20 protein-coding genes are annotated in these 20631 nt (G+C 66.0%); 9 read left to right on the top strand and 11 right to left on the bottom strand.

The features are described from left to right. Positions 1-38 precede the first annotated feature (38 nt). Both ubiA and WG900_RS13685 read left to right on the top strand, forming a co-directional pair. Entirely contained in the window at positions 39-959 is a 921-nt protein-coding gene (gene ubiA, locus WG900_RS13690; RefSeq protein WP_339967827.1) for a 4-hydroxybenzoate octaprenyltransferase, read from the top strand. After that, positions 959-1609 carry an SOS response-associated peptidase gene (locus WG900_RS13685; RefSeq protein WP_339967826.1) on the top strand — a complete coding sequence of 217 codons (651 nt, stop codon included), beginning with the start codon at positions 959-961 and terminating at the stop codon, positions 1607-1609. The genes ubiA and WG900_RS13685 overlap by 1 nt, the downstream gene beginning before the upstream one ends. Here the strand turns inward: WG900_RS13685 and WG900_RS13680 are convergent. After that, on the bottom strand, positions 1606-1980 hold the full coding sequence (locus WG900_RS13680) for a VOC family protein (protein ID WP_339967825.1): 375 nt from the start codon (positions 1978-1980) through the stop codon (positions 1606-1608). The two genes, WG900_RS13685 and WG900_RS13680, sit on opposite strands and share 4 nt — an antisense overlap. Positions 1981-2090: 110 nt before the next feature. Here WG900_RS13680 and soxR point away from each other — a divergent pair, with 110 nt between their 5' ends. Further along, positions 2091-2531, top strand: a complete 441-nt coding sequence (soxR, locus tag WG900_RS13675; protein WP_339967824.1) for a redox-sensitive transcriptional activator SoxR — start codon at positions 2091-2093, stop codon at positions 2529-2531. Between the two features lie 77 nt (positions 2532-2608). Continuing rightward, entirely contained in the window at positions 2609-4426 is a 1818-nt protein-coding gene (locus WG900_RS13670; protein WP_339967823.1) for a DUF885 domain-containing protein, read from the top strand. An 18-nt stretch (positions 4427-4444) separates the two neighbouring features. Here the strand turns inward: WG900_RS13670 and smc are convergent, their stop codons facing one another. From smc to WG900_RS13650, 4 genes are all read right to left on the bottom strand, one after another. Further along, positions 4445-7873: a chromosome segregation protein SMC gene (gene smc, locus WG900_RS13665; RefSeq protein WP_339967822.1), complete on the bottom strand. Its 3429-nt coding sequence runs from the start codon at positions 7871-7873 to the stop codon at positions 4445-4447. Positions 7874-7902: 29 nt separating this feature from the next. Then, entirely contained in the window at positions 7903-8670 is a 768-nt protein-coding gene (locus WG900_RS13660) for a thioredoxin domain-containing protein (RefSeq protein ID WP_339967821.1), read from the bottom strand. A 108-nt stretch (positions 8671-8778) separates the two neighbouring features. Continuing rightward, positions 8779-9474, bottom strand: coding sequence for a thioredoxin domain-containing protein (locus WG900_RS13655; RefSeq protein ID WP_339967820.1), 696 nt, complete (start codon positions 9472-9474; stop codon positions 8779-8781). Then, positions 9475-10086 carry a DUF721 domain-containing protein gene (locus tag WG900_RS13650; protein WP_339967818.1) on the bottom strand — a complete coding sequence of 204 codons (612 nt, stop codon included), beginning with the start codon at positions 10084-10086 and terminating at the stop codon, positions 9475-9477. 14 nt (positions 10087-10100) lie between these two features. Here WG900_RS13650 and WG900_RS13645 point away from each other — a divergent pair, with 14 nt between their 5' ends. Genes WG900_RS13645 through nudC form a run of 3 tightly spaced genes read left to right on the top strand, consistent with a single transcriptional unit; the run spans position 10101 to position 13331 of the window. After that, on the top strand, positions 10101-11150 hold the full coding sequence (locus WG900_RS13645) for an A/G-specific adenine glycosylase (protein WP_339967817.1): 1050 nt from the start codon (positions 10101-10103) through the stop codon (positions 11148-11150). Continuing rightward, a complete protein-coding gene (locus tag WG900_RS13640) occupies positions 11143-12465 on the top strand; it encodes a serine hydrolase domain-containing protein (RefSeq protein WP_339967816.1) in 1323 nt (440 codons plus the stop codon). Before WG900_RS13645 ends, WG900_RS13640 begins: the two co-directional genes overlap by 8 nt. Then, positions 12465-13331: an NAD(+) diphosphatase gene (gene nudC, locus WG900_RS13635; protein WP_339967815.1), complete on the top strand. Its 867-nt coding sequence runs from the start codon at positions 12465-12467 to the stop codon at positions 13329-13331. Before WG900_RS13640 ends, nudC begins: the two co-directional genes overlap by 1 nt. Here the strand turns inward: nudC and WG900_RS13630 are convergent. Together WG900_RS13630 and mgtE are read right to left on the bottom strand one after the other, a co-directional pair. After that, complete coding sequence (locus WG900_RS13630; protein WP_339967814.1) at positions 13328-13726, bottom strand: DUF1489 family protein; 399 nt, start codon at positions 13724-13726, stop codon at positions 13328-13330. The two genes, nudC and WG900_RS13630, sit on opposite strands and share 4 nt — an antisense overlap. Beyond that, positions 13726-15171, bottom strand: a complete 1446-nt coding sequence (gene mgtE / locus WG900_RS13625; RefSeq protein ID WP_339967813.1) for a magnesium transporter — start codon at positions 15169-15171, stop codon at positions 13726-13728. The genes WG900_RS13630 and mgtE overlap by 1 nt, the downstream gene beginning before the upstream one ends. A 110-nt stretch (positions 15172-15281) precedes the next feature. Between mgtE and WG900_RS13620 the strand changes: the two genes are divergently transcribed. Together WG900_RS13620 and WG900_RS13615 are read left to right on the top strand one after the other, a co-directional pair. Then, positions 15282-15737 (top strand): peptidylprolyl isomerase, encoded by a 456-nt coding sequence (locus WG900_RS13620; protein ID WP_339967812.1) that lies wholly within the window; start codon positions 15282-15284, stop codon positions 15735-15737. Between the two features lie 7 nt (positions 15738-15744). Next, positions 15745-17178 (top strand): hypothetical protein, encoded by a 1434-nt coding sequence (locus tag WG900_RS13615; protein ID WP_339967811.1) that lies wholly within the window; start codon positions 15745-15747, stop codon positions 17176-17178. Between the two features lie 6 nt (positions 17179-17184). Here the strand turns inward: WG900_RS13615 and WG900_RS13610 are convergent, their stop codons facing one another. From WG900_RS13610 to WG900_RS13595, 4 genes are all read right to left on the bottom strand, one after another. After that, positions 17185-18063: a LysR substrate-binding domain-containing protein gene (locus WG900_RS13610; protein WP_339967810.1), complete on the bottom strand. Its 879-nt coding sequence runs from the start codon at positions 18061-18063 to the stop codon at positions 17185-17187. Positions 18064-18069: 6 nt separating this feature from the next. Then, a complete protein-coding gene (locus WG900_RS13605) occupies positions 18070-18972 on the bottom strand; it encodes a hemolysin family protein (RefSeq protein ID WP_339967809.1) in 903 nt (300 codons plus the stop codon). Positions 18973-19032: 60 nt separating this feature from the next. Next, entirely contained in the window at positions 19033-19518 is a 486-nt protein-coding gene (gene ybeY, locus WG900_RS13600) for an rRNA maturation RNase YbeY (protein ID WP_339967808.1), read from the bottom strand. A gap of 92 nt (positions 19519-19610) precedes the next feature. Beyond that, positions 19611-20630, bottom strand: a complete 1020-nt coding sequence (locus WG900_RS13595) for a PhoH family protein (RefSeq protein ID WP_339967806.1) — start codon at positions 20628-20630, stop codon at positions 19611-19613. Position 20631: the final 1 nt, after the last annotated feature.

Here is a 20631-nt window from a genome sequence, read left to right as displayed (position 1 = left end):
AGTTGTCCAGACAGGCCTGCCTGTGCCATGGTGAGTCGATGACAGACACTCCTGCCAGCACTTCCGGCATCGTTCCCGACAGCCAGCACCGCGGCATCGTCGCCGCCCTGCCGCAACGATTGCGTGACTATGCCCTGCTTGCCCGGTTCGACCGGCCGATTGGCTGGTGGTTACTGTTCTGGCCCTGTGCCTGGGGCGTGCTTCTGGCGGGCGGACAGGCGCGGTGGGACCTGATCGCCTGGCTGCTGCTGGGTGCAATCACCATGCGCGGTGCGGGCTGCGTCTACAACGATCTCGTCGATGCTGACCTCGACCGGCAAGTGACGCGCACCGCCAGCCGTCCGGTGGCGAGCGGGCGGGTGAGCAAGCGCGCGGCGTGGATCTGGCTGCTGGCGCTGTGCCTGATCGGGTTGGTCGTGCTGCTGCAATTGCGCTGGGAGGCGCAGATCGTGGCCCTTGCCTCGATCGCGCCGGTGGCGGCCTATCCTTTCATGAAGCGCATCACGTGGTGGCCGCAGGCGTGGCTGGGCCTCGTGTTTTCGTGGGGCGCGCTGGTGGGGTGGAGTGAATTGCGGCTCGACCGGCTGGAGGTGCTGGCGCTGCTCTATGCCGGGTCGATTGCCTGGGTGATCGGCTATGACACGATCTACGCGCTGCAGGACCGTGAGGATGATGCGCTGGTCGGCATCCGTTCCTCCGCGCGGGCGCTGGGCGGCAGGGTGCGCGGCGGTGTCGCGGGATTCTATGGCGCGGCGATTGTCTGCTGGGCTGCGGCCTTCTGGCTCCTGCGCCCGGACCTGATCGCCAGCCTTGCGCTGCTGCCGGTCGCCGCCCACCTTTTCTGGCAGGTGACAACGCTGAAGCCGGGCGACAACGATAATGCGCTCGCCCGCTTTCGTTCGAACCGCATGGCTGGCTTGCTCATGGCGCTGGCTTGCTGGATCGTCGGGAACGCTTGATGTGCAACCTCTACCGCATGACCAAGGGCACAGCCGAAGTCGCCAAGCTGTTTGATGCGGAGGCACCGGTCGGCCTGAATGTCGCGGACGAACTCTATCCCGGCTACCCGGGCCGAGTTGTTGCAGAAGGGCAGGTGCGGGCGATGACCTGGGGCTTCCCGCTCGCGCTGAAGGGCAAGCAGGGGCAGAAGCTGAAATCCAAGCCAGTGACCAACGCGCGCGAGGACAAGCTGCTGACCGGCTTTTGGCGCGACAGTTTTGTCCGGCGCCGCTGCCTCGTCCCCGTCTCCGCCTGGGCCGAGGCCGAGGGCGAGAAGGGGCGCATGACCCGCACCTGGTATGGCCTACCGGGTGAAGACCTGTTCGCCGTCGCCGGCCTGTGGCGCTGGAGCGAGGAGTGGGGCGAGGTCTACACGATCGTCATGGTCGACGGGCATCCGCAGATGGCCGAAGTGCATGACCGGATGCCGCTGATCCTGTCACGCGCTGCTCAAAAGTATTGGCTGGAGGGCACGCCCGAAGACGCGCTCGCTCTCTGTGCGACGTGGGAAGACTCGCTGACCGTCGAGCAGACGCAGGAGCGCTGGACTGGCGGCGGCGCGGCCATGAACGCGCCGCTGAAGCCACCGGTCCAGCCCGGCTTGCTTTAGCCGTAAGTGACGATTTCGAACTCGATCCCGTCCCAGTCGAAGAAGTAGAACCGCCGGCCGGGATCGTAGTCGCCGTGGGCAAAGGGCTCGAGCCCGGCCGTCACGACGAGCGCCTCGGCGGCCTCAATATCGTCGACCACCAGTGCAACATGGTTGAGCGGCGCTCCCTTTGTGAACGGCCCGGCAGCACCGTCGGCGCGGGCATAAAGCGCGAGGTATTGCTTCTCGGTTCCGACATGGATTGTCCGCCTGCCAAGCTGCGCCGGGCCGCTCCAGCGTTCGTGCCAATTGCATAATTGCTGCAGCAGGCCGGACAGGCGGTCAGGATCGCTGACGGTGAGGTTGGTGTGTTCAAGGAATCCGTTTGGCACAATAAAGCTCCTGATTACATGCATTTGCTGCAGCTTCGAATTAAAGCGCTTTATCTTTGTACAACCTCAAGTTAACTTGAGATCAAGCAAAATCGACCGAAAGGGCGGCCATGGACAAGAACGATCTGCTCCCGATCGGTGAACTGGCGCGGCGTACCGGGCTCGCGGTATCGGCGATCCGCTTCTACGAGGATCGCGGACTGGTGCAGGCGTTCCGCACCATGGGCAACCAGCGCCGCTTCCTGCGCAGCGACATCCGCCGCCTGTCGTTCATCCTCATCGCGCAGAAGCTCGGGCTGAACCTGACCGAGATCGAGGAGCAACTCTCGCGCCTGCCGCAGGGGCGCACCCCGACACTCGCGGACTGGCAAGCGATCAGCCGCTCGATGCGCGCGCAGATCGATGCGCGGATCCAGTTGCTCACCCGCACCCGTGCCAAGCTGGACGAGTGCATTGGCTGCGGTTGCCTAAGCCTGCAACGCTGCCAGCTCTACAACCGCGACGACAAGATTTCGGCGGCTGGGGCAGGGCCGCGCTTCGTGCTCGGTTGACGCTGGTCGAATAGCCGCGCCCGCCAGTTGAGTGCGGCGGCAAGCCTGTTAGGCTGACGATCATGAAGGAGAATTCCATGAAGCGTTCGCTGTTCGCTATTGCCGTCGTCGCCCTTGTTCCGCTCACCGCCCCTGCCGTCCTCGCTGCGCCCACCGCTGCGTCTGCCGAGGCTGAGGATGCGCGTCTGACGGCCTTCCTCGACAATGAATTCGCCGCCGACCTGCGGCTGCGCCCGCAGCTCGCGACGCGGCTGGGGATCAAGGACGGGATCGACCGCTGGGATGATACGACTGCCGCCGGCCAGCTCGCCCGCCTGCAAGCGCGCCGTGCCAGCGCCGCGCGGATGAAGGCGGCGTTCAAGCGCGCGGGCCTCTCGGCCACGGGCAAGGCGAACTACGACATGTGGCTGGTCGAACTGGAACGTCTGGAACTGCAATACAAGTTCCGCCGTTATCAGCCGCCGTTCTATTCGACGCTCTATTCGGCCCACGCGCAGCTGCCCGACTTCCTTATAAACACCCACACGGTGAAGGACGCTGCGGACATGCGCGGCTACATCGCGCGGCTGAAGGGCCTGCCCAGAATGCTCGACGTCGCCCGCGTGCAAACGCTGCAGGCGCAGGCCCAGGGCATCAACGTGCCCAAGTTCCAGGTCGAGCGGATTATCGGTTCAGCCAAGGCGCTGACCAGCGGCGTGCCCTTCGATGGCGGCGCGGATTCGGCGCTGATGGCCGACGCCCGCACCAAGATCGGCAAGCTGGAAGCGGACGGCAAGGTCAGCGCGGGCGAGGCCAAGGCCCTGCTGTCTGATGCAGCCGCGGCCATCCTTGCCGCCAAGCCCGCCTATGACCGGGTCGGTGCATGGGCGAAGACCGCGCTGCCGGGTGCGCCCGCCGGCAAGGTCGGTGCCGGATCGCTCCCCGGTGGCACAGCTTGGTACGCCGCCGCGCTCAAACTCAACACCACGCTCGATCTGTCGGCCGCGCAGGTCCACGCCATCGGCCTTGGCGAGGTCAAGCGGATCGAGGCCGAGCAGGACGCGCTCGCGCAGGCTGCGGGGCTGGCCGACCGTCACGCCTTCTACGCCGACCGCGCGAAGAAATTCCCGCCGCAAATCTATACCGACGAACTGCGCAAGGCTTACCTCGATGCCTCGAACGCGGCAATTGCCCGCAACCGCGAACTGCTCGGCGCGCGGTTCAACCTCAAGCCGGTCCACCGCATCGAAGTGATCCGCGAACCCGCGTTCAGCGAAGTCGCGGGTGGCGCTGCCCATGCTTCCGGCCCTAGTCCCGACGGCTCGCGTCCGGGCCGCGTCTATCTCCACCTCCTCGGTCAGACGCTCGACCCGGCCAAGACCATCGACCTGATGTGCCACGAAGGCGTTCCCGGCCACGTCATGCAAGGCGACATCGCCGTGCGGCAGACCGGCGTGCCAAAGTTCCGCACCGCCAGCGGCTATGTCGCCTACAGCGAAGGCTGGGCGCTCTATTCGGAGCTGCTCTGCAAGGAAATGGGCGCATACCCGGATGTCGCGGCAGACTTCATGCGGCTCGACGCCGAACTGTTCCGCGCCTCGCGCCTCGTCACCGACACCGGTTTGCATGCCATGGGCTGGAGCGAGGATCAGGCGGTCCAATATATGACCGCCACCGGACGGTTGCCCGCGCAGCAGGCGCGTTCCGAAGTGCGTCGTTACATCACGCTGCCGGGGCAGGCGACCGGCTACAAGATCGGCATGATCAAGATCATGGACCTGCGCGCCAAGGCAGAGAAGGCACTTGGCGCCAGGTTTGACATCAAAGCCTTCGATGACCTTGTCGTCGGCGGCGGATCAATGCCGCTGCCGGTGCTAGAAGCCCGCGTCGACGATTGGATTGCCGGGCGGAAGTGAAAGTAATCTGGCGGCGGTCTACTGCGCTGCCGCCAGCAATTCCTCCGCCCCGCCAAGGTCGACGCTGACGAGGCGCGACACGCCCTGTTCGATCATGGTCACGCCGAACAAGCGGTGCATCCGGCTCATGGTCACGGCATTGTGCGTGACGATGAGGTAGCGGGTGTCGGTTTCGCCGACCATGGTATCGAGCAGATCGCAGAACCGTTCGATATTGGCATCGTCAAGCGGCGCATCGACCTCGTCGAGCACACAGATCGGTGCCGGATTGGTTAGGAACAACCCGAAGATAAGTGCCACTGCGGTTAATGCCTGTTCGCCGCCCGAAAGCAGCGTCAGCGATTGTAGCCGCTTGCCCGGCGGCTGGGCGAAGATTTCCAGCCCAGCTTCGAGCGGATCGTCGCTGTCGACCAACGCGAGGTGGGCCTGCCCGCCCTGAAACAGCTTGGCGAACAGCACCTGAAAGTGGCCGTTGACCGCCTCGAAAGCGGCGCGCAGCCGCTCGCGGCCCTCGCGATTGAGGTTGCCGATTGATCCGCGCAGCCGGTTGACCGCTTCGGCCAGTTCAGCCTGTTCGGCGAGGCTGGTGCCGTGGCGTTCCTCGGCGACCTTGAGTTCCTCGGCGGCGACAAGGTTTACCGGTCCGATACGCTCGCGCTCGGCAACTAGCCGGTCCATCGTCGCCGATTCCTCGCCCGATCCGGAGACTTCGGCGGCGGCGAATGCGAACCGCTCAGGCAGCAGCGGCGGCGGGCACTGGAAGCGCTCGCCTGAAATGCGGCCCATTTCCGCGCGACGCTCTTCCTCGTTCTCGGCGCGGGCGGCTGCGCCGGCGCGGGATTCGCGCGCCGTGGCGAGCACTTCGTTGGCGCGAGCGAATTCGGCATCGGCCTTGCGCGCCTCATCGGATGCGGCGGTCACGGCAGCTTCGGCGGCGACGAGTTCGGCGGCAAGGCGCGCGCGCACGGCATCGCCGGCCTCGATCTCTTTCATGAGTGACGCCGGCTTGGCCCCGACGATGGCGCGCTCGGCCTCGATCTCTTCATAACGCATGCCCATCTGGGCGAGGCGATTGGCGGCGTCCCCGGCGCGCGCCTGCCAGCCGGCCATGTCGGAGCGCTGCGCATTGGTCCGCTCGCGCGCCACGGCCAGCGCCTGGTCATGCGCGGCGAGCGCAGCGGTGGCGCCCTGCATCGCGGTGCGCGCGGCATCGTTCTTGCCTTGCGCGGCGGATAGCTGCGCGCGGCCGCTTTCAGGATCGGGCAGCGCGGCGCGGGCGCGTTCGGCAGCGGAAAGTTCGCCCTCGGCAGTGGCGCATTGGGCGGCAAGTTCGTCAGCTGCCGCAGCGAGTTCGACTTGCCGTGCTTCCAGCCGCGCCTTGGCGGCTTCGGCCTGATCGAGCGCGCGCAAGGCGCTGCGTTCAGCATCGGCCGCAGCGGCGACCGCGCGTTCCGAAGCGATCACCTTCAGCTGCAGTTCGCCGAGTTCGGATTGAAGCGCCTGCGCCGCCGCTTCGGCGGTCGCAGCGGCTTCACGCAGCGCTGGAAGTACTTCCACCAGCGCTGCGAAGCGGTTCTCCGCTTCCAGCCGGGCAGCCTCGGCCGCCCCTTCACCGCGCGCGAAGAAGCCGTCCCAGCGGCGCAGCGCGCCGTCGCGGGTGACCAGCCATTCGCCGGGAGCGAGGCTGCGGCCATCGTCGGCATCGGCAACGTGAACCAGCGCTAGGCGGGCGGCGAGTTGCGGTGGGCAGGTGCTGACGTGCGCGGCGAGGCTGCCCTTCACCGGGGCGGGGGCCTCGGCGCCAGCCCAGAAGCGGCCTTCCGCGCCTGCGGGAGCCGCGCCCAATCCCGCCTTGGCATCGCGCCCCAACACGGCGGCAAGCGCGCGTTCGTAACCGGGCGCTGCGCGCAAGGCGTCGATCGCGGCGGTGAGGCCGTGGCCGCCCTTTGCCTGCCGTGCGCGCGCTTCACGGTCGCGGGAAAGCGCGGCGTGTTCGCGCTCGACCCCGGCCAGTTCAGCGCGGGCCGAGGCGAGAGTGGAACTGACCGCATCGCGCGCCGCCTGCAATTCGGCCTTGCGCGCCTGCTGGCCTTCCAGCGCGGCGCGGGCATCGGCAAGCGCGGCTTCGGCATGCTGGCGCGCCGCATCGGCGGCGGCGAGCGCGGCGGCGGGATCGCCTTCACGGGCAAGCGAGGCGCGCAGGTCGGCCTGTCGGGCGATTTCGCTATCGAGCCGTTGCAGCCGCTGCTGCGCGGCAGACAAGGCCGCATCTGCAACGCGCCATTCGGCTTCAACCCCGGCCTGTGCGGCGGTCGCCTGCGCTAGCGCCAGTTCGGCCTGCCGCGCGGCGCGGTCGGCATTGTCGAGCGCAGCAGCCAGTTCGGGCCGGCGCTTTTCGTCGCGTTCAAGTGCGGCCAGACCTTCGGCGAGATCGCGTTCCAGCCGGGCCAAAGCCTCGGCAGCATCGCGGGTCAGCCGGTCGGCATCGCCGCGATCTTCCTCCAGCCGGGTGCGTTGCCGGTCGAGGTTTTTAAGCTGATGTTCCGCCGCTTCCAGCTGGGTGGTCAGCGCCGCCTGCCGGTGGCCGTGGGCCGAGGCATCGTCGCGCCGATCGGCCAGTTCGTCGCGCATCTCGGCGAGCTTTTCCGCGCCTTCGAACTGAGCCGTCTGCGCGACCTTCAGCACAGCCTGCGCCTCGTTGACGCGGGCCTCTGCCCCTTGCGCCTCGGCCCGCGCGGCATCGGCGGCGGCGGCGGCATCGCGCCAGCGGGCGAAGACCAGCCGTGCCTCGGCAAGACGGATCTTTTCCGACAGGGCGGTGTAGCGTTCGGCCTGCCGTGCTTGCCGGCGCAGCGCGCCGATCTGCTGGTCCAGCTGGCCCATGATGTCTTCGAGCCGGGCGAGATTGGCCTCGGTCGCGCGCAGCTTCTGTTCGGCGTCCTTGCGGCGTACGTGCAGCCCCGCGATGCCGGCGGCTTCCTCGAGCATCTGGCGGCGCTCGGCAGGCTTGGCAGCGATGACGGCTGCGATCTTGCCCTGGCTGACCAGCGCGGGGGAATGCGCCCCGGTGGCGGCATCTGCGAAAACCAGCGCAACGTCTTTGGCCCGCACGTCGCGCCCGTTGACGCGGTAGGCGCTGCCGGCGCCGCGCTCGATCCGGCGGACAACCTCAAGCTCCTCGCCCTCGCCGTCCTCGGCGTGGAGCACGACTTCGGCGAAATCGCGCGACGGGCGCTGGGCGGTACCTGCGAAAATCACGTCTTCCATGCCGCCGCCGCGCAGCGACTTGGCTGAATTTTCGCCCATCACCCAGCGGATGGCTTCGAGCAGGTTGGACTTGCCGCAGCCGTTAGGGCCGACAACCCCGGTCAGGCCGGTTTCAATGCGCAGTTCGGCCGGCTCGACGAAGCTTTTGAAGCCGCTGAGCTTGAGCCGCTTGATCCGCATCGCCGTGCCTGTCTGCCCTCGTGGCCTGCCTAACGCAGGCCGGCAGCCATCAGGGCCGCATCAAGGCTGTTCCATTCGGTCTTGTCGGTCTGGACATCGTTGATGAACAGCGTCGGGGTGGAGCTGATGCCCTTGGCGCCGTAAGCTTCGGCGTTCTTGGCGACCTGCGTGGCCTTGGTGAAATCGGCGAGGCAGGCCTTGCCCTGATCGACTGAAATGCCGCGCTGGGCGAAGAATTCGGTCAGGCCGAGCGCCTGTGCCATGGCGACGAAGCGCTGGTTTTCCGGCAGGGTCAGCGCCTGTTCGGCAGCCTGCGCTCCGCGCTGCGTGGCCTGGCCCAGCTCGTCAAAATTGGCGTAGACCTGTTCCACCCGATTGACGAAACCGTCAGGTGAACCACACTGGACCAGCACGGTCAGCGGCACGTCCTGAGGATGGATGGCAAAGGAGCGGAATTCAAAGCTCAGCCGGCCCGAAGTGATATATTCGCCGAACAGCTTCTTGAAGCTGTCCTGAGCCAGTTTCGCGCAGTGCGGGCATGACAGCGAGCCATATTCGAGCAGCCTTACCGGCGCGTCCGGATTGCCGACGCGGTAGCCGCCATCGGGGGTGACTTCGACCACTTCGACCCACGACTTGCCGGCCGGCGGGGGGACATTGGCGTGCGGCGTGGCCGAGACGACCGGCATGCCCGATGCGGCGGTCGAGGAATCTTCCTTGCCGCAGGATGCCAGGCCCAGAACGAGAGCGGCGGCAGTGGTGGTCAGGGCAAAGCGGCGGGCGACTCGGAAGTTCATTTCAGCATCCTTGGATATGGGCCATGTAGGCTAGCAAACGGCGGATTTAAGGGAAGGGGCAAGTCTCGCCTGCCCCCATATGTGTCCACAGCCGGTGCAGACAGGAATTCAGCGCGTGGCAGCGGCGAGGTAGGGGCGCAGCGAACGCCAGTCGCCCGCGTCGATCAGCCGGTCGTTGAGCACGAAGCTGGGCGTGCCCTGGATGCCAATGACGGATTCCGCCGTCCGGTTTTCCGACGCGATGCGGCGTGCCAGTGGTTCGTTGGTGAGGCAGCGTTCCAGTTCGATGCGGTTGTAGCCACGCCTGATGAACAGGTCGTAGAGCTTGAGGTCGTTGGCCACGGCCTGCATCTGGCTGGCGAATGTGCCGGTCTGCCAGCGGCGCATCTGCGCGTTGGTCACCGGGGTCAGCCAGCCTTTTTGCCCGCGCAGCAAGGCGGCGTGGTTGCCCATGAAGCGGCTGGGCGGGCCGCAATAGGCCATCAGGGTAGCGGCAATGTCGATCGGGTTGCGAAAATAGGGGCGCAGTTCCAGCGATCCGGTGCCGGGCTTGATGAAGCCCAGCGCCAGTTCGCTTCCGGCCTGAATCTCGAAATCGGCGCAGTGCGAGCAGGTGTAGCTGACATATTCGATCAGCTTGACCTTCGCCGCGGGGTTGCCGAGCAGGTGCGCCTCGCCCGACGTGCGAACGACGGTTGCGGTCCAGTTGGCTGGTGCCTTTGGCCCAAGCTTCGGGCTGGGCTTGCCCGCGCCGATCGAGGCGGTAGCGGTGAGGAGGAGAAGAGCGGCACGAAGGACGGTCATTCAGGCTTTTCCATTGTCAGATCGGGCATCGATGCTGCGCGCCAGTGATTCGAGCACGGTGCGCAGTTCCGGATCGCCGATATCGCGCAGGCTTTCGCCCAGTTCCATCGGAATGGGCTTCAGACTGGGCGGAGCGGACGGTTTTTCTCCAGCAGGCGGCGGCTTAACCGCACCTTGCCGAAGCTTGACGCGGACCACGGCATTATAGCCGAAGAAGCGGTTCACCCGGTCGATGATCTCGGGCACCACGTGCTGGATCATTGGCGCATGGGCAGCGACAACGACAAGGTCGAGGATGCCCTCGCTCTTTTCACCGGGGGGGAAACGGATCGCCTCGGGCATGCAGACGCGGGCGTGGCGGGCGCCGACAATCTCGGGCCAGCGGGTGACGACGCTCGATTGCACGAAGCCGAAGCGGCGGAAGGCGGTGCGACCTATATCGGGCATGAGATCAGCCACCGCGCGCGCCGCCCCGCCGCGCGGGCGTTCATACCGGCGCTGGCCAAGGCCGTCGTTGGCCTTGGCCCCGGCCTTGGAGCTCGCCTTTTGGCCGCCCTTCTTGGGCTTGCCGCCCTTGCTGTCGTCATCCCGTTCCATTGCGCCTCGCGCCATGCCATAGCGAGCCGATGGACGCCAGTGTGCAGGAAATTCCGGAACGCCTGCTCGGCTGGTATGACAACCACGCCCGAAGCCTGCCGTGGCGCGCGCCGCCGGGATTGCCCGCGCCGGATCCCTACAGAGTCTGGCTGTCCGAAGTCATGCTGCAACAGACCACGGTTGCGGCGGTGCAAGCCTATTTCGCGAAGTTCACCCAGCGCTGGCCGACCGTGATGGACCTCGCAGCGGCGGACGATGCCGATGTGATGAGCGCATGGGCCGGCCTGGGGTACTACGCGCGCGCCCGAAACCTGCTGGCCTGCGCCCGGGCCATTGCGGCGCGCGGCGGAGCTTTCCCCGATACAGAGGCCGAACTGCGCGCTCTGCCGGGGCTGGGCGACTATACCGCCGCTGCCGTCGCCGCGATCGCCTTTGGCCGCCGTGCCGTGGTGATCGACGCCAATGTCGAGCGCGTGGTCGCACGGTTGTTCGCCATCGACACGCCGCTCCCCGCAGGCCGCAAAGCAATCCGCGATGCGGCGGATCATATCACGCCGGACGATCGCTCGGGCGACTTTGCGCAGGCCATGATGGACCTCGGCTCGGCCATCTGCACCTCGCGCAGCCCGCACTGCCTGCTCTGCCCGCTGAGCGCCGCCTGTCGGGGCAAAGAGGCTCCCGAGCGCTATCCGGTGAAGCCAGCGAAGAAGGCCAAGCCGCAGCGCGGCGGCACTGCGTTCTGGATTGAGCGTGATGGCGAGGTCTGGCTTATGCGCCGTGCAGACAAGGGGATGCTTGGCGGAATGCGCGCGCTGCCTGACGATGGCTGGAACGCGCGGGCTGACGGAAATGGCGAACCTCCGCTCGCCGGGGAATGGCAGGCCGCCGGGCAAGTCGAGCACACCTTCACCCATTTCCACCTGTCCCTGTCGCTGAGGCTTTATTCGGGCAGCGTTCACGCTAGAACGGCAAATGACGATGGCGAATGGTGGCCGGTCACGCGCCTTGACGAGGCGGGGCTGCCCACGCTGTTTGCCAAGGCGGCGCGGCTGGCGCTGGCGCTGCGGAGAGATGACTGACGTGCCGATGCCCTTCGCCGACCCTTCGCGCCGCGCCTTCCTAGGCGGTAGCCTTGCCAGCCTGCTGCTCGCGCATCCCGGCCTTGCCCGCGCTGCATCGGCGGCGCTTGCGAGCGATGTTGCGGCAGACTGGCCGCAGGTGGCCGATCTGATCCGGCGCTATGTGGCCGAAAAGAAGCTGCCAGGCGTGGTCGCAACTTTCGGCTGGGGCAGCGCGCCGCCGCGGTCGCTGCTGCTGGGCAGTCAGGCTTTTGGCGATGCGGCTGCCGTGGGTCTCGACAGCCTCTACCGAATATATTCGATGACTAAGCCGGTTACCGGTCTGCTGACGGCGATGCTGATTACCGAGCGCAAGCTGTCGCTCGATACCCGGCTGGCCGACGTATTCCCCGCCTTTGCCGCTATGAAGGTGCAGGACGGCGGCAAGGCGGGTGCGCCGCTGCGGCCGACCGATAAGCCGATCACCGTGCGCCACCTGCTCACCCATACCTCGGGCTTTGGCTATGGCGGTATCGGGCGCGATGCGGTGAGCCTTGAGCTGACCCGGCGAGGCGTGGTGCCGGGGGCGGTGTCTCGGCAGATCATCCCGGGTGTGACCTCGCCCACGCCCACTCCCGGACCGAAGGAATTTCTACGCCGCGCGTCCGAAGTGCCTCTGATGTTCGATCCGGGGGTGCAGTTCCGCTATTCGATGAGCCTCGATATTCTTGGCCTGATGCTTCAGGAAATGACCGGCAAGCCGCTGTCGCGCCTGATGCAGGAACGGATTTTCGTGCCGCTCGGCATGACCAGCACTGGCTTCCGCGTGCGCGAGGCGGACGCGGGGCGGCTGACGACAAATTACGGCGTGCTCGGCAATATGCCGCTGCCGATCGATCCGGGCGCGAAGTCGGTGTTTCTTGATGCGCCGGCCTTTGAATTCGGCGGTGCGGGCCTCGTTTCCAGCCCGCGCGATTTTGACCGGTTCGCGCAAGTGCTGGTCAATGACGGCAAGCTGGACGGCAAGAAGGTGATCGACCCGGCGGCGGTGCGGCTAGCGGTGTCGAATCTGCTGCCGGCGGGCGCGGCGACCAAGGGTACGGGCATCGAAAGCGCGGGCTATGGCGCGGGCGGGCGCGTGGGTCTGGGCGATGACGCGGGCATGTTCGGCTGGTCGGGCGCAGCGGGGACGCTGTTCTTCGTCCAGCGCCGCATCGGGCTGCGCGCGGCGCTGTTCGCGCAGTTCATGCCGCCTGAGATCTACCCGCTGCAAAAGGAATTCCTCGCCGCCGCGAGGCTGGACGTCGCCCCGATGCTGACCAAGAAGGCTGCCTGATGAAGCTCGATATCGCGTTTTCCGGCTGCCGCATTGACCGCGCCGATCATTTGCGCGGTGATCCTCAGGCGCTGGCCGCGTTGATGACGCACCATGCGAGGCTGCTTGGCATGGGTGGCCTCGACCCGGCGCTGACAGCAGACGGCGAACTGGTCTGGACCAGCCTTGCCGAGGCTGACCCAGAAGGCGAACTGGTGTTCCTCGGCATCGAGGATGGCCGTGCATGCTTTGCGCCGGTTCCAGCCATCGCCAATGTCGGTCCGCCGAACCCGCGCTTGTGGCAAGCGCTGGCGGCTGTCTCCAGCGAAGACCTCGCGGCATATGGCGTCGCCCGCGCGCTCGTCGGCTGGCACGCGCGGCACCGCTTCTGCGCGCAGTGCGGCGGGGCGACCGTCCTGACAAAGGGTGGCTGGCAGCGCAATTGCACGGCGTGCCCCGCCGAACACTTCCCGCGCACCGATCCAGTGACGATCATGCTGGTCGAGCATGACGGCGCGCTGCTGCTTGGCCGCCAGCCACGCTTTCCTGCCGGGCGATTTTCAGCGCTTGCCGGCTTTGTCGAGCCGGGCGAGACGGTCGAGGAAGCGGTCGCCCGCGAAGTGCTTGAGGAAGCGGGGGTGACCGTGCGCGATGTGACCTATGTCGCCAGCCAGCCCTGGCCGTTTCCATCCTCGCTGATGATCGGTTGCCACGCGATTGCGGAAGGCACGGCGATCACCATCGACGTCAATGAACTCGAAGAAGCGCGCTGGTTCAGCCGGCCCGAGGTTGAGGCCGCGATGGCGGGTGATCCGGATGCCCTGTTCATCGCGCCGCCGGTCGCCGCAATCGCGCACCAGTTGCTGCGGTGGTGGCTGGCGCGCTAGACCAATCCCAGCCGCGCCAGATCGCCCGCCAGCTTCGACGGCATCAGATCACCGCTGTCCTCGCCATCGGCAATGTCGCGCGGGGCGTCGCTCTCGGCGAGGTAGCGCCAGCCCTGATGGGCGCGCTTGGGGCGGGGGTGGACCGGGATCATCTTTGCGGCGATGACGATGTTGGTGCGGCCGTCGGCAGCTTCCTCGAAGCGCAGGATCGGTGAACGCGCGACCAGCTGGTGCTTGAAGATCCAGAACAGTGAACCGCCGCCCACGATCTCTTCATGTCGCTTGGGCAGGTAGCGTGTGGTCAGGTACACTTCATCGCCGCGCCCGGTGAACCACTCGCCGATTTCCTCGAGCGACTGCGCGCCATAGGCGACCTTGGTTATCGACAGCGCCATCAGCCGACCAGTCCGCTGGCAACGGCAAGGCCGAGGAAGGCGAAGAAGCCCATCGAATCGGTGATCATCGTCACGAAGACAGAACTGGCCACGGCGGGGTCCTGATCGAAGCGATCGAGGAGGACGGGGACGACAAGGCCCGCGATCCCGGCGGTGAGAATGTTGAGGATGACGGCCGTCGCAATCACGCCGCCCAGCAACGGGTTGCCGAAGAAAGCCCATGTCGCACAGCCGATTAGCGTGGCGACCGTCGCGCCGTTGAGCATGGCGACGCGCATTTCGCGCCACAGGATGCGGCGGGTGTTGGTTCGGGTCAGCTGGTTGGTCGCCAGCGCGCGGACGGTGACGGCCATGGTCTGCGTGCCGGCATTGCCGCCGATCGAGGCGACCATCGGTGACAGCGCGGCCAGCGCAACCAGCTTCTCGATTGCACCGCCGAAGCTGGAAATGATCGTTGCGCTGAGCAGCGCCGTGACAAGGTTGGCGATCAGCCAGCGCACACGGGCGAAATAGGAATCGCGGATCGGCTCGTTGATGTCGCCATCGCCGGCGCCCGACAGCAGCAGCGCGTCTTCGCCCGCTTCTTCCTGAATGATGTGCACCACGTCATCGACGGTGATCTGGCCCACCAGCCGACCGCTAACATCGACCACGGCGGCGGAAATCAGCGCGTATTTCTGAAAGCGCAGCGCGACCTCTTCCTGGTCCATGCCGACGTCGATCAGCGTCTGATCGCGCTTCATCACGTCGGACAGGGCAACAGTGCGCGGGCTGCGCAGGATCCAGCTCAGCGAGCACGTGCCGACCGGGTGGTGGCGCGCATCCACGATGAACACTTCCCAGAATTCGGTGGCAAGGTTGGGCCGTTCGCGCAGGTAATCGATGAGGTCGCCGACGCGCATGTGTTCGGGCGCCGCGATGAAGTCGCGGCTCATCAGGCGGCCGGCCGACTCCTCGGGGTAGGCGAGCGCCGATTCGATCGCAGCGCGATCCTCGGGCTCCATCTCGGCAAGGACGGCCTCGCGGTCCTCCTCGTCGAGATCCTCGATCATGGCGACGGCGTCGTCGGTTTCGAGCTGTTCGGCGATGTCGGCGACTTGATCGGCTGGCAGGTCCTCGACGATCAGTTCACGGACGTGGTCGTTGAGCTCGGCGAAGACCTCCGGGCTCATCTGGTCGGAAATTGCCCGCGCCAGCGCGCCGCGTTCATCGGCATCGACCAGTTCGAACAGGTCGGCGATGTCGGCGGGGTGCAGCGGTTCGACAAGGTCGTAGACCACATCGCGCTCGCCCGCTTCCAGTGCTTCGCGCACCTTGCGAACGAAAGCGGGCTTGAGCCGGTTATCCTCGTCGAGGGTGTTCGATTCCTGCGCGTCGCCAGCACCGACACCGGCCAATTCGGCAGGTTCGATCAACACGGAAATGTCGCGATCCTCGGGAGTCATGCGGCTCGGTCTAGGCGACTCGAAACCAATTGCAACACCAGCAACCGCAGGGGCGTGACTTTATTTCCCGGCACCCTATATCGTGCCCGAAATTACTGGAGACTACGCAAATGGCCGAAGAATATCTCACCCTCTCGCTCGACACCGGTGACGTGAAGATCAAGCTGCGGCCTGACCTTGCGCCGGGCCACGTTGCCCGCATCAAGGAACTGGCCGGCGAAGGTTTCTACGACGGCGTGAAGTTCCACCGCGTGATTCCCGGGTTCATGGCGCAGGGCGGCTGCCCCAATGGCACCGGCATGGGCGGTTCGGACAAGCCCGACCTGCAGGCCGAATTCAACGCCGAACCGCACGTGCGCGGCGTCTGCTCGATGGCGCGCACCAGCGCACCGCACTCGGCCAACAGCCAGTTCTTCATCTGCTTTGACGATGCCAGCTTCCTTGACCGCCAGTACACGGTCTGGGGCCAGGTCGTCGAAGGCATGGAAAACGTTGACGCGCTGCCCAAGGGCGAGCCGCCGCGCGAGCCGGGCAAGATCATCAAGGCGACCGTAAGCGAAGGCTGACGGGAACTTGGCGCGGGGGGCGCCCGGTTCCGCTGAGCGGCGCACGATCGGCGAGGCCCTGACCGGGGCGGCGTGGATCGCGGTGCCGCTTTTGCTGGGCTGGTTGCTTCTCCAGCGCGAAATCAACGATTCCGATATCTACTGGCAGGCAGCGCTGGGGGACCTGGCGCTGCAGGCTGGCGGACCAATCACCCGCGAGGTGCTGGCCCCGACCTATGCCGGCACGCCCACGCCGCCGCTTTCCGCGCTGGGGCAAGTGATCCTCGCGCTGGTCCGCCGACTGGGCGACTGGCGCGCGGTGCAGGTATTTGACGCAGCGCTGTGTGCCGGCGGGTTTTTCTTCGCTGGCCTCGCCGCAAGACGGCGCGGGGCGGGCATGGTGACCACCGCTGCGGCGCTGGTCCTCGCTTGCGGCATAGCACTTTCCTTCCTCTCGCTGCGCCCGCAGAGCTGGTCGGTGCTGGGCTTCGGCCTCTTGCTGTGGATCCTGACGTGGCGCGGCAAGCTGGCGTGGCAACTCGCTGGTGGAGCGGCGGTACTGGTGCTGTGGCAGAACATGCACCCATCGGTGATGATCGCGGCGGTCTACTTGGGGGCGCGCGCGGTTCCGGGCTGGCTATCGGCGCTGCGTTCGCGGGACTTGTCGGCCATTCCGCTGCCTGAAACTGCGCTCGCTGCCATCGCCGCCGCCGCTCAGTTTGCCACGCCAGCTGGCTTCGACGTATTGGCGGTCAGTCTCGCCAACCAGAAGATGAGCGTCTTCATGGCGGCGACTGAATGGCTGCCAGTGAGCGACCCCGGCGCGCGCGACCTGCATCCGTTGCTGCTCACTCTCCATGCGGGCGTGCTGGCGATGATCGCGTTTAATTGGCAGCGGATCGACTGGGGCGTGGCGCTGGGCGCGCTGGCATTTCTGGCCCTCAGCTTTGTCTGGGCGCGGTTCATGCTGCCATGGGCGATTGCGCTGGCACCGCTGCTGGCGGTTCGTGAGAAAGTTGAACCGCAGGGACGGCATGAGGGCTGGGGCTTCTCTGCCGGTTTCGCCGCATTGGCGGCACTGGCCGTGCTCAAGACCCCGGTCGCGATATGGCCACTCGCGCCAGAAGGCGCCATCTCCCAGCTCAGGGCCCTGCCGCAAGGTGGCCGCATCTTCGCCAATTCCTACTTCGGCGGCATCATCGCGGATGAGACAGGGCGCAAGTGGCAGTCGCTCTACGACGGCCGCTATTACCGCTTCAGCGAGGACGAATGGCGCCTCTACAACCGCACCTTCGGCGGCGAGGCTGGGCTGGCCGAAATCGAGGCGCGCTTCCGTCCCGATGCGTGGCTGATCGCGCCAAATGACGCCAAGCGGTTGGTGGCGGACCTGCGCGCCGCGCCATCGCGTTGGCGGGAAGTTCCCGGCGATGGCAAGGCGCTGTTCTTCGTTAAAGCTCCGTAAGCGCCGTCAGATACCGGCGCCGACAAGCCAGTCGTGGAACAGCCGCACAGGCCGCGCATCCAGTGCGCGCGGGCGGCAGACGAACCAGTAGGAATAGGGGCTTTCCACCTCGACATCATAGAGCCGCGCCAGTCGCTGGTCACCCGAGCGGCGGAAATGGTCATCGTGCATGATGGCAATGCCGAGGCCTTGCGCCGCCGCTTCAAGGATCAGCTGACCCGAATCGAAATGGTCGATCGCTGCGGGTTCCAGCCTGGTCAGGCCCAGAGCTTCCTTCCACGCGGTAAAACTGTCGGGCAGCTCGTTGTGGATCAGGAAGGTCTGGCGCGAAAGTTTGGCGGCGTCGGGATTGGTGCCCAGTTCCTCCGCCAGCGCCCGCGAAGTGAAGGCATAGACCTTGTTATGGTCGAGCCGCACCGAATAGAGCGCGTCGTCAGGCGCCCCAGCCACGACAATCGCCGCGTCGAGCGTGTCGCCCAGTCGCGCGTCAAGGTGCGGGCCGGTGTCGATATCGATGTGCAGGCGCGGATGCAGCTTGCGCAGTTCCAGTAGGCGCGGGAACAGACGCTGCTCGGCAAACAGCGAAGGCGTGCCAAGGTGCAGGCGCAGCAGCTTGCCGGTATCGATCTGCGCCTCGACGGCTTCGGCGAGGTCTTCGATCAGCGGGCTGACGACTTCGTAGAAGGCTTGGCCTTCCTCGGTCAGCTTGAGCGCCTGATGCTGGCGCAGGAACAGCTTCTTGCCGAGGAATTCCTCCAGCGCCTGCAAGCGCCGCGACAGAGCCGAGGGGCTTAGGCCGAGCTCGCTTGCGGCGGCCTTGGCCGAGCCCTGGCGCACGACACGCAGGAACGCTTCAAGCGCGCGGAGTGGGGGAAGGCGGCGCATGGTCGCTTAGCCGTCTTCGCTCGTAGCGGTGTGATTCACCGGCGGGTGCAGACGCAGCCGCGTGACGTGGCGTTCATTGCCGGCGATCACTTCCAGCCGCCAGCCGCTCGAATGGTCAAGCATGGCGCCCACCGGCGGCACTTGCTCGGCGAGCAGGGAGGCCAGTCCGCCCAATGTATCGACATCTTCTTCCACTTCGCCAAGGCGCGGGTCGATCCGTTCGCCCACGTCCTCGAGTTCAGCCCCGGCGTCGACTTCCCACATGCCGTGTTCAAGCGGAACGAACAGGTCGGTCGGGGCGTCGTCATGCTCGTCTTCGATGTCGCCGACGATCTCCTCGACGAGGTCTTCGATCGTGACGATGCCTTCGGTGCCCGAATATTCGTTGAACACCACGGCGAGGTGCGTGCGGCTGGCGCGCATGTCGGCCAGCACGTCGATGGCGTTGCGCGATTGCGGCACGAATAGGGGCTGGCGCATCAGCGTGGTCCAATCCTTCGGCGGCGCCTTGGCCCCGGCGAGGAACGGAAACACGTCCTTGATGTGGATCATGCCCTTCACCTCGTCGAGGGTTTCGCGGTAGACCGGCATACGGCTGTGGCCGTGTTCGGCGAAGGCAGCGACCAGTTCGTCCCAGGTGAGAGAGGTGGGCACGGCGACAATCTCGCGCCGGGGGATCGCCACGTCATCGGCATCGTGTTCGGAAAAATGCAGCAGGTTGCGCATCATCTGCCGCTCGATCGGGGAAAGGTCCCCGGCGGGCGAGGGCGAGGTGTCTTCCTCATGCTCGTCGATCGCGTCTTCGAGCTGCGAGCGCAGGCTCTGGTCCTTGTTCATGCCCAGCATGGCGCGCAGGCTGCCCAGCAGCGAGCGTCTACTGTCCGCGTCTCCGGAATTATGGTCGGCCATTGCTGGAAGCAGTCCCTCAGAATCGCTGGCTTTTGAGAATCGCTAGCACTTGCGTTTCGTTCAACCGCAATATGGGTCGGCAATGCCCATCAGTGCAAGCGCCTTTGTTTCGAGCGCTTCCATTTTGGTGGCATCCTCGCTCGAATTTTCATGATCGAAGCCGGCAAGATGCAGCAGCCCGTGAACCAGCAGATGCGCGGCGTGATGTTCGAGCGGCACGCCTTTGTCCGCCGCCTCCCGCGCGCAGGTCTCATGCGCGAGCGCGATGTCGCCGAGCATTTCGGGCGGACCGTCAGGGGCGAGATCGAGCAGGTCGTCGCGTTCGATCATCGGGAATGACAGCACGTTGGTCGGCTTGTCCTTGGCCCGCCATTCGCGGTTGAGCACGTGGACTTCGGCGTCGGACGTGAACAACAGGCTAGTGGTCAGGCGCACATTGCCGAGCTCGGGGGCGACTGTTGCGGCCGCCTCTGCCGCCTGAAAAGCTAGGTCGGCCCAGTCAGGCGTGCCCGGCCAAGGGGCGTCGATATCGATTTCGAGATCCATGACGCGGGGCTAGGCGAGCGCGGGGGCTTCGACAAGCTCAGCCTTAGCGGGTTTTGCGAAACCTCCGCTCCTCCTGAGCCTGTCGATGGATTTCATCCGTCCTTGCCCTCGTAAGCCTCAACGATCCGCCCGACGATCGGGTGGCGCACGACGTCGGCGGCGGAGAAGCGGACGGTGGCAATGCCTTCTATGCCTTCCAGCCGGTCTACCGCGTCCTTCAATCCGCTCATTTGCGGTCCGCCGGGAATGTCGACCTGCTTGGGATCTCCGCAGATCACCATGCGGCTGTTCTGGCCAAAACGGGTGAGGAACATTTTCATCTGCGCCGGCGTGGTGTTCTGCGCCTCGTCGAGGATGACGAAGGCATCGGCGAGCGTGCGGCCGCGCATGAAGGCGATCGGCGCAATCTCGATCTCGCCGCTGGCGATGCGGCGCTCGACCTGTTCAGGCGGCATGCAATCATTGAGCGCATCGTAGAGCGGGCGGAGATAGGGATCGACCTTCTCCTTCATGTCGCCAGGCAGGAAGCCCAGCCGCTCGCCGGCTTCGACCGCCGGTCGCGAAAGGATCAGCCGCTGCACCGAACCGGCCATAAGCTGACTGACCGCCTGGGCCACGGCGACATAGGTCTTGCCGGTACCCGCCGGGCCCAGCGCGAAGATGATGTCTTCACGCGCCAGCGCCTGCATATATTCGATCTGGGTGGTCGACCGCGGGACGATGGTTTTCTTGCGGGTTCGGATCATCACCGAAGGGTTTTCGAGTTCCTTCGAGACGATGCCGTCTAGCGTGGGTTCGGCAGACATGGCGATCAGGGATTCAACAGCGCCGGCATCAATGTCATGTCCTTGCAAAAGTCGCTGGTGAAGTCCGCGAAGAACATCGCGCGCGCGAGCCACGTCGTCGCTCCTGCCTTCGATCTGGATGCGGTTGCCGCGAGCTGAGATGAACACGCCGAGCCTGTTTTCCAGTTGGACCAGGTTGGCATCGAATTGTCCGAACAACGCGCCGAGAACGGCTGGTTCATCGAATTCCAGTTCGGCCCGGGCACGCTGAGGTGGTTCGGGCCTGATTTGCGCCACATTGTGGGCACGTGCAGCTTTGCGGGCCATG

The sequence above is a fragment of the Novosphingobium aquae genome, from assembly GCF_037572715.1.
Classification (GTDB): Bacteria; Pseudomonadota; Alphaproteobacteria; order Sphingomonadales; family Sphingomonadaceae; genus Novosphingobium; species Novosphingobium aquae.
The sequence above is the reverse complement of the archived record's forward strand: the minus strand, read 5'-3'. Positions and strand labels throughout refer to the sequence as shown.